We start from the raw sequence: 13604 nt of genomic DNA, 5'->3' as shown, positions 1-13604 counted from the left end.
GCCCTCGGCATATGAATGTATTGTCACACGTGCATTTGCATGATGCGCTTTATCATGCCTGTGTACGCATGTGAACCGACGTATCGGAACTGCGGTTGAAATGTGGTACACTTCTAAATTAAAGCGGTATCACACATGTTTGGGACAGGTGTGCTGGCCTAAATTACATATTCTATTTGATTGGTGAAAAGGGGGCTCATTTTGATGAGCGAACGTAGATTGCAGTTTGATGTCGTGGTTGTAGGTGGTGGCACCGCAGGTGTCGCAGCTGCAATTGGCGCGGCCACTGTCGGGATGAGGACCCTTCTCATCGAAAAAAATCCTTATTTTGGCGGAGCTGTTACACATAGTTCCGTCTTGACGTTTTGCGGTTTCTTTGCGCAGCAAGAGCCGATTGAACAAGTTGTCGGCGGTGTCGGTCAGCAATTGCTCGATAACTTGGGAAAGCTGGGGATATACGCCGGTCCCTATCGGAGTCCGCGGACAGGGAACGTCATTGTCCTTTTGGATGCAGAGGCGACAAAATATGCATTGGACAAGACGGTGCAGGACTCAGATGTCACGCCAAGACTGCACTGCCAAGTGATAGGCGCCAGCGTAGCTCAGAACGGCATTCGAGAAATCGAGTGTTACGATCACAACGGGCGCTTTCGCGTAGAGGCAAAGGCGTTTGTCGATGCGAGCGGGGAAGCGGATTTAAGCGCGTTAGCGGGAGCAGAGGTGCGCTTTGGCGATGACGAAGGCCGCGTGCAGGCGGGCACGTTGGTGATGCGCATCGGCGGTGTTGCAGCTGATGCGGACTTGAACCGAAATCTGTTTACCAAAGCGGTGCTTGAGGCAAAGCGAGATGGGGAACCGTATTTGACCAAACAAAAGGGCATGGTTTTGCGCTTGCCGGGATCGAACGATGTGTTGGCCATGTTTGCGGATGAGGCAGTGGATGGACTGGATTCAGCCAGCCTCACAGAAGCGGAAATGTCGGCGCGTCGTCAATCCTGGGCTTATCTCAACCTATTTCGCCGTGTCATTCCGGGGTTTGAGCATGCCTTTCTCAGTCAGACGGGTCCTTCCATCGGCATCCGGGAAACCAGACACGTGCTCGGCGAATACACATTGCGCGGGGAAGACGCGCTGTCTGGCGCCAAGCAGGAAGACGGTGTCGCGCGCGGCGGCTGGCCAGTTGAGATCCACAAACCTGGTGTTCCGGCAGAGTATCAGCACATACGCGATAAATCTTTTTACGACATTCCGCTTCGTGCGTTGAAGGTGCGTGGCTTGGATAATCTTTGGTGCGCTGGACGGATCATCTCTTGTGATCCGATTGCGTTTGCGTCCGCCCGGGTGATGGGGACGGCATTTGCGACAGGACATGCTGCCGGAGTGGCGGCAGCGCATTACGCGGCGATGAAACGAGTGGATGTCACTTCTGTGCGCGCAGAACTGGTGCGCCAAGGGGCTTTTGTTTGACCTAGAGCCGCGACGAAACGATTTTGGCCAAGATTGAACGCGAATGATTTTATTGGCGGGGCTCCCATTACAAACTGCTGTCGGGAGCTTTCGCAATGCCCCTCAATCCCTTCTTAAGGCTTGTCCATTTAGAATGGCCTACAACTACCTCTGATTTCACTTTGTGCCTAGCTTGAGTGTTGTAAGGCGAGGTCCGCTTCTTTTGTGATTGACCATAAACTGTCTATTTCTGATGCGCGCTTATTCAATCTGGACGAATTACGCCACTTTGATCTTTTTGTGTTCGTTTAGGTAACAATATGGTATAGTTTGTTCAAATGGAACAGAGGGGAGGGTACACAAATGGACGGATTTTTGACAGTGGATCAACTCGCCCAGATGATCGACATGCATCCCAGAACGGTTAGGCGCTATATTCGTGAAGGAAAGCTGAAAGCCATTAAGGTGGGCGGCGAATGGAGAATTCGAAGGGAGGACGTGAAGATGTTCATGGACGGAAATGCTCAGGTGTTACAGCAAAATGCGATAGAAGATGTGCAGGCGTACATCGACGGGTTTGACGGCCAGATATCAGGCAAGTTCCAGGTTTGTACCGTGCTTGACTGTTATGTGAAAGACAACGATGAAGCGTACGAAATATCCAAGATTGTCATGCGGCATATGAATGAAGATGAGGACCACGGTGAGGCTAAGTCACAATATTTTTATGATAAAGATGCGAAAAAAGGCCGCTACATCTTGTGGGGCAATCCTCGCTTTGTCGGACGCATCTTGAATTCGGTCGGTGAATTTACAGGTGAACAGAACTGAGAGAGAAAATAGTCCTGGGCGCAATGGCCTAGGACTTTTCTCTATTTTCAATAGGATTTCCAATTGCGTTTGATGAGTATGTAGAACTCACTGTGTGTTGATTGTAAATGGTCTGTATTTACTTTGATACTCGCCGTGATTATTATGGTACATAAGCAAAGTGGTCGGGCGTGGATTACGAAGGAATTCGGGCAGTACCTAACATGACGAAGGCAGGAATCATTGGTTGGGAGGTGTGGAACGTGGAGCAAGCGTATGACAGTCCAACCCCAGAACGCTACGAGATCATTGACAGTGTGATTTATGACATGTCACCGTCGCCAAATGAGCGGCATCAACGCATTTCAGGCAATTTATTCAGGGAATTTAGTGTGTACCTGAAGGGGAAATCTTGCAGAGCATATGCTGCCCCGTTCGATGTGTACCTGAAGGATGGTGTCGACGAATGGGTGATTCCTGACCTGACTATTGTTTGTGACCCCTCCAAACTGCAGGACAAGGGCTGTGTCGGTGCGCCTGATCTTGTTGTGGAAATCTTGTCAAAGGCAACTGCGGTGAAGGACAGAACCGTAAAGTACAAGCTTTATCGAGCGTCTGGAATCCAAGAATACTGGATCGTTGATCCGCATTGGCAGACTGTCGATGTGTACAAATTTGGAGATAATGTATTTTCTGCGCCTGAAATTTACGAATCTGGAGACTGCTTAAAAGTCGGTATCTTCGACGATTTGGAAATCAATCTGAGTGAAATCTTCGAGGATTGACAGCCGCTCATTCATTATTTTAAGAAAGAAAAAAGTCCTGGGCGCAATGGCTTGGGGCATTTTCTCAATTTTCAATAGGCATGAAAATTTCGTCATAAATGACGCGCGGGAAACACCCAGTCCAACGGGCTGCGACGTCCTGTACCGTCAAAGCTGCTGTTACCTGTTGTTCCACGTACGACTTCATATGGCGGGCGACGCAAAGCGGGGTCTGTGCTTCGTGGTCGCTGTGAAGCGTCTGTCACGATGGCCCTCCCAGTAGATTATGTAGGCGGGTTGCGCCATGCGTGATTTCAGGACGGGTATGGCGACGGCGTTGGAAGCGCATTCAAGACAATCGAGCATTCTGAAGGCAACTGAAAAAATTGTGGATGGGAGACGGGTGCAATGGAGATCAAACAAGTCGTGGTGATCGGACAATATCAGGTGGAGTTGCAGACGTTGCGTTTGGATGACAACCTGGAGCCTGATGAGGTTTTGATAGAGACGGAATACACGTTTATCAGTGCGGGGACAGAGTTGGCCAATTACTCGGGCAAAGAACCGACCGTGTTTGTTCCCGGTTCCTGGTGCGCCTATCCATGGAAGTCGGGGTATGCAAATGTCGGTATAGTCAAGGCTGTCGGCCAGAACGTCAAAAATGTCGCCGTTGGCCAGCGTGTGTATACGTTTGGACAGCATGCCTCCTTCATCAAGGCAAATCAACACGGTCTCATTATCGGTGTGCCGGATGACATCGATCCGGCGATTGCGGTGTCTTCCCGGATGGCAGCTGTGGCGGCGACCGCCATTATCATCAGTGAAATTCCGAAGAACGCTTGGGTGGCTGTTTACGGACTTGGGATGGTCGGAAATTTGGCTGCGCAGATGTTTCAAATCTTGGGCTGCAGAGTCATTGGCATCGAACCGACAGCACATCGCCGCGAATTGGCAAAACAGTGCGGCTTGGCCATCACTGTGGGCGGAAACCCGGATGAGGTACAGCAAGCGGTCAAAGACATCACTGGCGGGCAGATGGCCCATATCTCGGTCGATGCGGTAGGCCATAGCAGTGTCGTGATGCAGGCTTTGAAGGCGACGGCCAATTTTGGGCAAATCATTTTGCTGGGCAGCCCGCGTGTGCCGGTCGAAGGAAATTTAACGGAGCTCTTGTCTGACGTCCACCTGCGCTGGATCACCGTTCGCGGCGGTCTGGAATGGTGCTTGCCGACTTACTCCACGCTGCCAAACACCCCGTCGCTTTACAGCAAACAAGAGATGATTTTCGATTGGATCCGCAGAGAGAAATTGGCGCTGGCGCCACAGATATCCCATCGGATCGATCCCGCGCAAATCAAGGAAGCCTACGATGGATTGCTTTATCAGCCGGAAACTTACACCGGCGTTGTGCTGAATTGGCGGTAGGCGGCACTGGCCTACAGCTTGCTGTCAAATGCGCCACAGTCTATCTTGAAGGGCGGCAAGATTTGCAATTGCCCGCCCTTCGGGATTGTTGTCCAACCAGTCGGTCAATACATCGGACTCATAGAGCAGCGTGTAATCCATCGCCCTCTGCGCAAAATCGCTACCTAGCTCTGCAACGCCGCCATAGGTGTCGAGAAAGACGCGAAGGAGCGTCTTATCTGTGGCAAACAGGCCGAAGTGGAGGGGGACGAGATCATACAGGGGATCCCCCACTTTTACGTCGCCAAAGTCGATCACGCCCGTGAATGCAAACGATTCGCCCTCACGGACGACGCCGAGTATGTGATCGCGGTTCAGATCACCATGGAGCAACCGTGGCGTTTTACTTGTATCGTAGGGGGTGGGCATTGTGTCCAGCCGCGCAAGGAGTTCGCTTCGCAATGTCGGCGCGATGGCCAACTGTTCAATCGCCGGCCGGATGGCTTGGCGGCGTTCGGATAAAAGGGCTGCAAACCCCTGCCAACTTGCGTCGAGAATACTGCTGTCGCTGTGTAAGGGGGCATTGTGGAACGCCTGCAGTACACCCGCAGCGTAGCGGGCAGCTTCTGCGGGGAATTCTGGTGTTTGCAGATGCGCTTCGCCGATGCTGACGCCTTGTAGCCGCGTTGTGATGATGTAGGGCCAATGCCAAGGCCCATCAGGCTCTGCGGGAAACAGCGCACCGTGCGTGACCAGAGATGGAATTGACACTGGAAGGTGTGGCGCGACTTGTTGATAAAACGCCAGTTCCACTTGATTGGACGCAACGCCAAAGAGATTGGTGAAAAACTTGATGATATATGTATCATTGACAACGAATACAGGATGCGTGCCCGGCAATCCGGCTTTGCAGTCATGGACTGTGCCAATCCGGATGAATGACCAAACATATTCCACATACGGACGCCAAAACGCCGCATTCGTAAATGTCCGCCCATATGCCTCTATGGTAGGAAAAGCTGGTCGCATCATGCGGAGCACCCCCTCAATCTACTGCTAATGCGAGAAACAGCACACTGATCGGCTTATCCCTGTAACGGAAGTTGATACGCCTTGACCGTGACACTGCCAACAGGCGTTTCAAAATCCAATTGTGGTGCACGCTCGAAGCCCAGGCTTTCGTATAAGTGCACGGCGCTTTCCATAAAATCCATGGTGTGCAATCCTATGTATTGACAGTCCCTTGCTTTGGCACGACGAATACATTCGGCGACCAACGCCTTGGCAAGACCTTGATTTCTCATTTGTGGCGCAACTGCCAGTGTCCTGATTTCCGGAAACAAAGACGTGGTCGTAAGACCTTCGTAGGCGTCCGTATTTTCCTGCCAGAGCGCGACGCTGCCGACGATTTGGCCAGCGACCTCAGCAACGAGAATTTCAACATTTTCTCCTGGTCCTGTGTCTGACGAAATGGCTTGCTTAAACGCCTCCCAGTACGCTTGGCCGATGACTTTGGCGTATTCTTCATACGCTGTAATTCGCTGTTTTTGCACCAATGCTGCCTCTTCTGGCAGGCCATCAAATCACCATGATCCATTCCTCCTGCAGTGCGAACACTCACATTTCTTGATATAAAGTCCCGCAATTCAATGTACGGCCTCATCTCATTGGTTGATGCATTCATACAAGATTGGCGTGATTTGGCAACTTCTCTGTCAACATTATCATTTTTTTCGCCATAGATCATCGCTAAAATGGAGAACGTAGCAATCGTTCTATCCTTAGGTTATCTAGGAGGAGAACGGCCATCTGCGCTACGTGTTACTGGGTTCGGATAATCACTTCAGCCTCAATGACGACAGGCAAATTCAGCGGTGTTGCTACAACACCAGGCGCTGTGCGGGCATGCTTTCCCGCTTCGGGACCGTATAATTCGAGAATCAGGTCGGAAAATCCGTTCATCACGTGCGTGGTTTTGGTGAAACCCGGCACAGCGTTGACCATTCCTCGCGCAATCAGCCATGCTTCCACTCTGTCCAAATCGCCGATGGCCTGTTTTAAATTGCTTAAGATGTTGAGTGTCGCCAGACGTGCCGCTCGATATGCCTCAGCCTCAGATACATCCTGTGGCACTTTCCCAAATGGTCCAGTATATGTACCGTCAGCATGGACGGGGCCAGTTCCTGATACAAAAGCCCGATTTCCGTAGATTCGCACCCAGGCGAACGGGATCTTCAAATCTGTAGGCAGTTTTTGTTCCGGCAAAACCAGCCCTAATTTCGCTAATTTGGCTTCCACACGCATCTGATTTAATCTTCCTTTCGCAAATTTGTCAGTTTCAGAGGACATGCGCGATGTGGGAAAGAGAAAGAAGTGTGATGCTGCAGTGGCGACCAAGTACAAATACGGTTTCGCATTTGTGTCAGGGCTACTCCAGCATGGTGATCATACCACATTCAAGCGCGGAAAAATGGCAATTTTAAGCGGTGTGAGGTCTAGCGTTGCGTCACATGCCGTGTTCGGTTACGCTTGTATTACACGGATTTCGTGTTCAGGAGACGATTAGGAGGGAACAACTTGCAAACCGACGCGTCGTTACATAGAGATATTCGAATTCTCGGTGATCTACTAGGTGAAGTGGTTGTGGAGCAATGTGGTCAAGCGGTGTTTGATCACGTCGAAGCCATTCGCCGCGCGGCCAAGGCTTTTCGCCAGGAACCGACACAGGACACGCGCGCAGCGCTGCAGCGGCTGGTCGAGTCTGTGCCCGGGGACATGCGCAGCGATACCATTCACGCTTTTTCTGTCTATTTTCAACTAGTCAATCTGGCCGAGCAAAATCACCGTTTGCGCCGCCGCCGAGTCTATGAAAAGACGGAACAAGTTCAACGGGGGACCTTTGAAGAGGCACTTGTCAAGCTGAAAGAACGGGATATCGACAAACATGGGCTCGAACAGGTTTTGCACGAAGTGGGCATTGAACTGATTTTGACGGCGCATCCGACGGAAGCCCTGCGTCGGACAGTGCTTGACAAGCATACGAAAATATCCGCTTTGCTTGAGGCGATGGATGATCCACGCAAGACTTCGCGCGAACTCGAGCAACTGCGTGAACATATCCGCACCGAAATCATCGCCGTTTGGCAGACGAGGTCCGTTCGCAAAAAGCGGATTACGGTCATTGATGAGGTGCGCAATGGCCTTTATTTTCTAGACCAGATTCTGTTCGACGTCCTGCCTCAGGTGCACCAAAAACTGGCGCATGCGGTGGAAGAGACGTATGGGGATGAAAACATAGATGTGCCTGCCTTGATTCGCTTTGGTTCTTGGATGGGCGGGGACAGGGACGGAAATCCGAATGTGACGCATGATATCACCGCTGAGACGCTGAAATTGCACTTCGATTTGGCACTCTCCAAATACGAGGAGAGAATGCACGAATTGGCGCGCAATTTGAGCCCTTCGGTGGAGCGTGTGGGCGCCGACGCGGAACTGATGGCGTCGCTTGCCGAGCCGACGGATGAGCCGTATCGGGCAAAAATTGATTCGATGATTGAAAAACTGCAGAACACGCGCAAGCGGGTGCACGGACAAGTGATTTCCGGCGAAGATTACGCAAATCCACAAGCGCTTTTGGCCGATGTCGATATGATGATCCGCTCGCTTCGCAACCATCGCGGCGAACGCTTGGCAGGGATGTATCTGGAGCCGTTCCGCTTCCAGGTCAACTTGTTTGGTTTCCACATGTTGACGCTCGACGTTCGTCAACACAGCGGTGTGCACGAGCACGCCGTGGCGGAACTGTTCGACGTGGCTGGCTTAGGTGACTACCACTTGATGGACGAGGCGGAGCGGGTGCAAATGCTCTCCGACTGTTTGGCGTCCCCGCGGCCGATTCGCAATCCGTATCACGCGTATGACGAACAAACGACAGAGGCGTTGGCTGTATTTGATTGCATTCGCGACGGTCAGGCGCAGTTTGGCCAAGCGTGTGTGGAAGACTATCTTATTTCCATGACCCAAGGTACGAGTGACTTGCTGGAAGTCTTGTTGTTGGCCAAAGAGTGCGGTTTGTTTGGCTGGCCAGATGGACCGACGGATGCGCCGCAAAGCCGCTTGAATGTCGTGCCGCTCTTTGAGACCATCGAAGACTTGCAGGCAGCGCCAGCCATTATGACGGAACTGTTCGCCAATCCGGTCTATCGTCGTCATTTGGCAGCCCACGGGAATTTTCAGGAGATCATGCTCGGTTATTCGGATAGCAACAAGGATGGGGGCTATCTGACTTCCAACTGGTCGCTTTACACTGCACAGTGCGCGCTGCTGGATGCTGCAAAGTCATACGATGTGCGCCTGAAATTCTTCCATGGTCGCGGCGGTGCGCTCGGTCGTGGCGGCGGTCCAATTGAACAGAGTATTTTAGCGCAGCCGACAGGCGCTTTGCTCAGCCACGTCAAGATCACCGAACAAGGCGAAGTCATTTCGCAGCGGTACAGCCATCCTGGCATTGCCGAAAGGTCGCTCGAATCAGCTACCGCAGCAGTGCTCGTTGGCGCAACCAGGTCACTGGACGGGCAGACGGATGACGCCGCGCAAGCGTGGTCGGCGCTCTTAGCTGAAGCGTCGCAACTTTCATTTGAGGCGTACCGCGCGTTTGTATTTGGCGATGAATCGTTTCTCGATTATTTTCACATTGCCACCCCGGTCGACGAGATTGGCAAGCTGAATATCGGATCGCGGCCATCGAAGCGGACGCAATCTGCCCAAATTGAAGACTTGCGTGCCATTCCCTGGGTCTTCTCCTGGACGCAAAATCGCCATCTGTTGCCAGCGTGGTATGGTTTTGGCTTGGCAATGGAGCAATTGCTGCAAAAAGATAGCGCGACACTGGACCGCCTGCAGGAGATGTATCGGGAGTGGCCGTTTTTCCGGACGTTGATTGACAATCTGCAGATGGCTTTGGCAAAAGCCGACATGCTTGTCGCCCGTGAATACGCGTATCTCGCTGGTGACACAGGTGAGCGCTTGTTTGCGCAAATTGAGCAAGAATACAACCGGAGTCTTAAACTGGTGTTGCAGATCACTGGGTATGCGGAGTTGCTGGACAATAAGCCAGTCATCCAAGCGTCCATTCAATTGCGTAACCCATATGTAGATCCGCTGTCATTCTTTCAGGTTCGGCTCTTGCGTCAAATGCGTGAAGATGTCGACGAAGAGACAAAACAGGCTTTGCTTGCCGATGTGCTTCTGACCATCAATGGCATTGCCGCTGGACTGCGAAATACTGGCTGATTGCACAAGTCATCCATTGCAAGTTGCGCGTCTGTGTTCTACCATGTAGATATGGGCGCGCTTTAGTTAAATTTCAGTGGGACTTATTTTGTCATTAAGGGACAAATCCCGTCCCTATGGGGGTGGTCATCATCCGCAAGATTGGTGTTTTGACAAGTGGCGGCGATGCACCGGGCATGAACCCTGGTGTTCGTGCGGTCGTTCGCACCGCGATTTATCGTGGGCTCGAAGTCGTGGGTATCCGCCGTGGATATGCAGGTTTGTTAGACGGGGATTTGAAGCCGATGCAGTTGGAATCTGTCGGTGACATTATTCAGCGGGGTGGAACCTTCCTATACACGGCGCGCTGTCTTGAATTTTTGACAGAAGAGGGTCAGCGCCAGGGCTATGAACGGCTGCAAAAGGAAGGCATTGACGGCCTGATTGTGTTTGGCGGCGATGGCTCTTTCCGCGGTGCGCAAAAGTTGCACCAGCTTGGCATCAGGACCATCGGCGTCCCCAGCACCATAGACAACGACATCGGCGCGTGTGACGCGAACATCGGCTTTGACACGGCAGTGCAGACGGCGATTGAAGCGATTGACAAAATTCGCGACACGGCCACGTCGCACGAACGGACATACGTCGTTGAAGTCATGGGGCGCAGCGCTGGGCACATCGCGTTGGCGGCCGGATTGGCTGGTGGCGCAGAATCGGTGTTGATTCCAGAAGTTCCGTACAAACTTGAGGACGTTGTGGCTAAACTAAAGCGTGGCGTGGCGCGCGGCAAGAAGCATTCCATCATCGTCGTGGCGGAAGGCGCGGGCCAAGGGGGCGAGATCGGCCGCTATATCGAGCAGCACACTGGCTTTGACACGCGTGTCACAGTTTTGGGCCATGTCCAACGCGGCGGAGCGCCCAGTGCCGCTGACCGTGTGCTGGCCAGCCGTTTGGGTGCGCATGCAGTGGATCTGTGTCTGCAAGGGATCTCCGGCCATATGGCGGCGACCGTCAACCACGAGTTGACGTCAGTGCCGTTTGATGAGGTATTCGCATCACATCGCCAGCCGTCGCTGCCTGTTTATCAACTGGCAGACATCCTGTCCACCTAACTGTATTTATGACAACTTGAGGAGTGAATGATATCGTGATCGAACAAATCCGCGATTATTTAGGCAGTGAAGCAGAAAGCTTGTTGGGGCACAAGACGACGACCATTCCAGCGTCTTCCATCACTTCGCCTTCCCCGACCTATTTGGATGATGTGTTTACATACACCAACCGCAACAACCAAGTGTTGCGCAGTTTGCAGTCCCTGTATGGCACTGGCCGTTTGGCGAACACGGGCTACGTGTCCATTTTGCCGGTCGACCAAGGGATTGAGCACTCCGCTGGGGCATCCTTTGCCAAAAACCCAGCTTACTTTGATGCAGAAAACATCGTGAAACTGGCCATCGAAGGCGGCTGTAACGGCGTTGCATCCACGCTTGGCGTTCTGGCGCTCACGAGCCGCAAGTACGCGCACAAGATTCCGTACATTGTCAAAATCAATCACAACGAGATGCTGACACACCCGAACCAGTTCGACCAAGTGATGTTCGCTTCGGTAGAACAAGCTTGGGAGCTTGGCGCAGCTGGCGTTGGCGCAACCATCTACTTCGGTTCGCCGGAATCGACTCGTCAGTTGCAAGAAGTGAGCGAAGCGTTCCACCGCGCGCATGAACTCGGCATGTTCACCATTCTCTGGTGTTACCTGCGCAACGAAGCGTTTGTCAAGGATGGGGTGGACTACCATACAGCTGCTGATTTGACGGGCCAAGCGAACCACTTGGGCGTCACCATTGAAGCGGACATCATCAAACAAAAGCTGCCAACCGTCAACGGCGGCTACACGGCGTTGAACATGGGACAAAGCAGCTACGGCAAGACAGACAAGCGCATTTATACCGAATTGACGACAGATCATCCCATTGATCTCACCCGTTATCAAGTCGCGAACTGCTATATGGGCAAGATTGGCCTCATCAGCTCTGGCGGCGCTTCGGGCGACAACGACTTCGCAGATGCGGTCAAGACAGCAGTCATCAACAAGCGTGCAGGCGGCATGGGCTTGATCTCTGGTCGCAAGGCGTTCCAACGTCCGATGGCAGAAGGTGTACAGCTGTTGAATGTCATCCAAGATGTCTACCTGTGTAACGACGTTACGTTGGCATAACAAACGAAAGCAGGGAGGAGCCGCAGCATGAGCCAGGCGGTGGTTGGCGTCATTATGGGGAGTCAGTCGGATTGGGAGACGATGGCGCACAGTTGTCGTGTCCTGGACGAGCTTGAGATCCCGTACGAGAAGAAAGTGGTCTCCGCGCATCGCACCCCGGATTATATGTTTGAGTATGCGGCAAGCGCCAAAGCGCGCGGTCTTCGCGTCATCATCGCCGGTGCAGGCGGGGCTGCCCACCTGCCAGGCATGGTGGCGTCCAAAACGGATTTGCCGGTGGTTGGCGTACCTGTGAAAACGTCGACGCTGCAGGGACTTGAATCGCTGCTTTCCATCGTCCAGATGCCTGGCGGCGTACCGGTTGCGACCATGGCGATTGGTCGGGCCGGCGCCACAAATGCGGCGTTGTATGCGGCGCGCATCTTGGCGGTTGATGACGCTGCGTTGGCGGATCGACTTGCCGCTCGGCGCGCGCGCGTTGAGGCGGATGTGTTGGCGGGAGGCGAGCCAGGTGAAGTTTGATGGAACGAAGCCGTCGGCTGTGAAACCACCTGCGACCATCGGCATCCTGGGCGGAGGGCAATTGGGGCGCATGATGGCATTGGACGGCCGCAAGATGGGCTATCGCTTTGCTGTTTTGGATCCGACCGCAGACTGCCCGACAGCACAAGTCGCGGATGAACACGTTATCGCCGCGTTTTCTGATGTCGAGGCGGCCTCGCGGTTGGCGGAACTGGCGGATGTGGTGACATACGAATTCGAAAATGTGGACGCCGCCGTGGCATCTGCATTGGAGACGTCGAGTCGCGTGCCCCAAGGAAGCCAACTGCTTGCTTTGACACAGCATCGCGTGCGCGAAAAATCGGCTTTGGCCGCGCAAAGCTTGCCCGTCACACCGTTTGTGCCCCTTCGCGATCTCGCGGACATCGAGCAGGCGACGAGCCAACTCGGTGAAAAATTGGTGATCAAAACAAGTCGTGGCGGCTATGACGGCAAGGGTCAATGGATGGTGCGGCAGGCAGAGGATATCGAGCGTTTTCGCGCGGAATGGGAAGCCGTTTTAACGCAGGAAAGCAGTTCATCTGACGCCGAGGCGCCGCTCATCGCCGAGCAGTTTGTCCCGTTTGTGGGGGAACTGTCGGTCATCGTGGCGCGCAACGAAAATGGTCAGGTTGCGGTTTTTCCGCCTGCAGAAAACATACACGAAAATCACATTTTGCACTTGTCTATCGTTCCGGCGCGTTACAGTGACGCCATATTGGCGCGGGCGGTTGAGCTGGCCGAACAGGTGGCGGAACGGCTTGATGTCGTCGGCTTGGTTGCGGTGGAGATGTTCGTCGGGCAGGGTGATAGCCTGTTTATCAACGAATTGGCGCCGCGTCCGCACAACAGCGGCCATTACACGATGGACGCCTGTGTCACAAGCCAGTTTGAGCAGCATATTCGGGCGGTGTGCAATTTGCCGCTTGGCGATACTCGCTTGCTCACACCCGTGGTCATGGTCAATATTCTGGGACAGCATCTGGATGCGGTTCTTGAAATGGTGGACAAGTTACCTGGTCATGTGAAGTTGCATTTGTACGGGAAAGCGTCGTCGCGGCGGGATCGCAAAATGGGTCATTTGAACGTGCTTGCAGACAGTGTGGATGAAGCGCTGGGCACCATTCGCGGACTGCAGATTTGGGATGTTTGAG

13 protein-coding genes are annotated in these 13604 nt (G+C 53.2%); 9 read left to right on the top strand and 4 right to left on the bottom strand.

Annotated features, from left to right (window positions below; all coding sequences use genetic code 11):
• Positions 1–204 precede the first annotated feature (204 nt).
• The 3 genes from ACFSB2_RS19970 to ACFSB2_RS19960 all read left to right on the top strand — a co-directional run bounded on the left by ACFSB2_RS19970 (position 205) and on the right by ACFSB2_RS19960 (position 3041).
• Positions 205–1467 (top strand): FAD-dependent oxidoreductase, encoded by a 1263-nt coding sequence (locus ACFSB2_RS19970; RefSeq protein ID WP_377944865.1) that lies wholly within the window; start codon positions 205–207, stop codon positions 1465–1467.
• A 342-nt stretch (positions 1468–1809) separates the two neighbouring features.
• Positions 1810–2277, top strand: coding sequence for a helix-turn-helix domain-containing protein (locus ACFSB2_RS19965; protein WP_377944864.1), 468 nt, complete (start codon positions 1810–1812; stop codon positions 2275–2277).
• A 242-nt stretch (positions 2278–2519) separates the two neighbouring features.
• A complete protein-coding gene (locus ACFSB2_RS19960; protein WP_377944863.1) occupies positions 2520–3041 on the top strand; it encodes a Uma2 family endonuclease in 522 nt (173 codons plus the stop codon).
• A gap of 92 nt (positions 3042–3133) precedes the next feature.
• On the opposite strand, the gene ACFSB2_RS19955 is transcribed toward ACFSB2_RS19960, so the two are convergent.
• Positions 3134–3286 carry a hypothetical protein gene (locus ACFSB2_RS19955; RefSeq protein ID WP_377944862.1) on the bottom strand — a complete coding sequence of 51 codons (153 nt, stop codon included), beginning with the start codon at positions 3284–3286 and terminating at the stop codon, positions 3134–3136.
• Positions 3287–3428: 142 nt separating this feature from the next.
• On the opposite strand from ACFSB2_RS19955, the gene ACFSB2_RS19950 reads away from it, so the two are divergent.
• Positions 3429–4445, top strand: a complete 1017-nt coding sequence (locus ACFSB2_RS19950) for a zinc-dependent alcohol dehydrogenase (protein WP_377944861.1) — start codon at positions 3429–3431, stop codon at positions 4443–4445.
• 24 nt (positions 4446–4469) lie between these two features.
• Here ACFSB2_RS19950 and ACFSB2_RS19945 read toward each other — a convergent pair whose 3' ends face one another.
• The 3 genes from ACFSB2_RS19945 to ACFSB2_RS19935 form a co-directional block, all read right to left on the bottom strand.
• Positions 4470–5456, bottom strand: coding sequence for a phosphotransferase family protein (locus tag ACFSB2_RS19945; protein WP_377944860.1), 987 nt, complete (start codon positions 5454–5456; stop codon positions 4470–4472).
• Positions 5457–5509: 53 nt separating this feature from the next.
• A complete protein-coding gene (locus ACFSB2_RS19940) occupies positions 5510–5977 on the bottom strand; it encodes a GNAT family N-acetyltransferase (RefSeq protein WP_377944859.1) in 468 nt (155 codons plus the stop codon).
• A gap of 268 nt (positions 5978–6245) precedes the next feature.
• Positions 6246–6728 (bottom strand): RidA family protein, encoded by a 483-nt coding sequence (locus tag ACFSB2_RS19935; RefSeq protein WP_377944858.1) that lies wholly within the window; start codon positions 6726–6728, stop codon positions 6246–6248.
• A gap of 273 nt (positions 6729–7001) precedes the next feature.
• Here ACFSB2_RS19935 and ppc point away from each other — a divergent pair, with 273 nt between their 5' ends.
• The 5 genes from ppc to purK all read left to right on the top strand — a co-directional run bounded on the left by ppc (position 7002) and on the right by purK (position 13603).
• The gene (ppc, locus tag ACFSB2_RS19930; RefSeq protein WP_377944857.1) at positions 7002–9716 is read left to right on the top strand and encodes a phosphoenolpyruvate carboxylase; all 2715 of its coding nucleotides are present in this window, start codon (positions 7002–7004) and stop codon (positions 9714–9716) included.
• A gap of 131 nt (positions 9717–9847) precedes the next feature.
• The gene (gene pfkA, locus ACFSB2_RS19925; protein WP_377945005.1) at positions 9848–10807 is read left to right on the top strand and encodes a 6-phosphofructokinase; all 960 of its coding nucleotides are present in this window, start codon (positions 9848–9850) and stop codon (positions 10805–10807) included.
• 35 nt (positions 10808–10842) lie between these two features.
• Positions 10843–11910: a class I fructose-bisphosphate aldolase gene (locus tag ACFSB2_RS19920; protein ID WP_377944856.1), complete on the top strand. Its 1068-nt coding sequence runs from the start codon at positions 10843–10845 to the stop codon at positions 11908–11910.
• Between the two features lie 27 nt (positions 11911–11937).
• A complete protein-coding gene (gene purE, locus ACFSB2_RS19915) occupies positions 11938–12432 on the top strand; it encodes a 5-(carboxyamino)imidazole ribonucleotide mutase (protein WP_377944855.1) in 495 nt (164 codons plus the stop codon).
• On the top strand, positions 12422–13603 hold the full coding sequence (gene purK / locus ACFSB2_RS19910; protein WP_377944854.1) for a 5-(carboxyamino)imidazole ribonucleotide synthase: 1182 nt from the start codon (positions 12422–12424) through the stop codon (positions 13601–13603). Before purE ends, purK begins: the two co-directional genes overlap by 11 nt.
• Position 13604: the final 1 nt, after the last annotated feature.

This window comes from Alicyclobacillus fodiniaquatilis (assembly GCF_042678105.1).
In the GTDB taxonomy this organism is placed as follows: domain Bacteria; phylum Bacillota; class Bacilli; order Alicyclobacillales; family Alicyclobacillaceae; genus Alicyclobacillus; species Alicyclobacillus fodiniaquatilis.
This window is presented reverse-complemented; position numbering and strand designations above follow the sequence as displayed.

What these genes read in the sequence shown, in the direction of transcription:
- ACFSB2_RS19970 (WP_377944865.1), top strand. Translation starts at nt 205, where the DNA reads ATGAGCGAACGTAGATTGCAGTTTGATGTCGTGGTTGTAGGTGGTGGC.
- ACFSB2_RS19965 (WP_377944864.1), top strand. Translation starts at nt 1,810, where the DNA reads ATGGACGGATTTTTGACAGTGGATCAACTCGCCCAGATGATCGACATG.
- ACFSB2_RS19950 (WP_377944861.1), top strand. Translation starts at nt 3,429, where the DNA reads ATGGAGATCAAACAAGTCGTGGTGATCGGACAATATCAGGTGGAGTTG.
- ACFSB2_RS19945 (WP_377944860.1), bottom strand. Translation starts at nt 5,456, where the DNA reads ATGATGCGACCAGCTTTTCCTACCATAGAGGCATATGGGCGGACATTT.
- ACFSB2_RS19935 (WP_377944858.1), bottom strand. Translation starts at nt 6,728, where the DNA reads ATGCGTGTGGAAGCCAAATTAGCGAAATTAGGGCTGGTTTTGCCGGAA.
- purE (WP_377944855.1), top strand. Translation starts at nt 11,938, where the DNA reads ATGAGCCAGGCGGTGGTTGGCGTCATTATGGGGAGTCAGTCGGATTGG.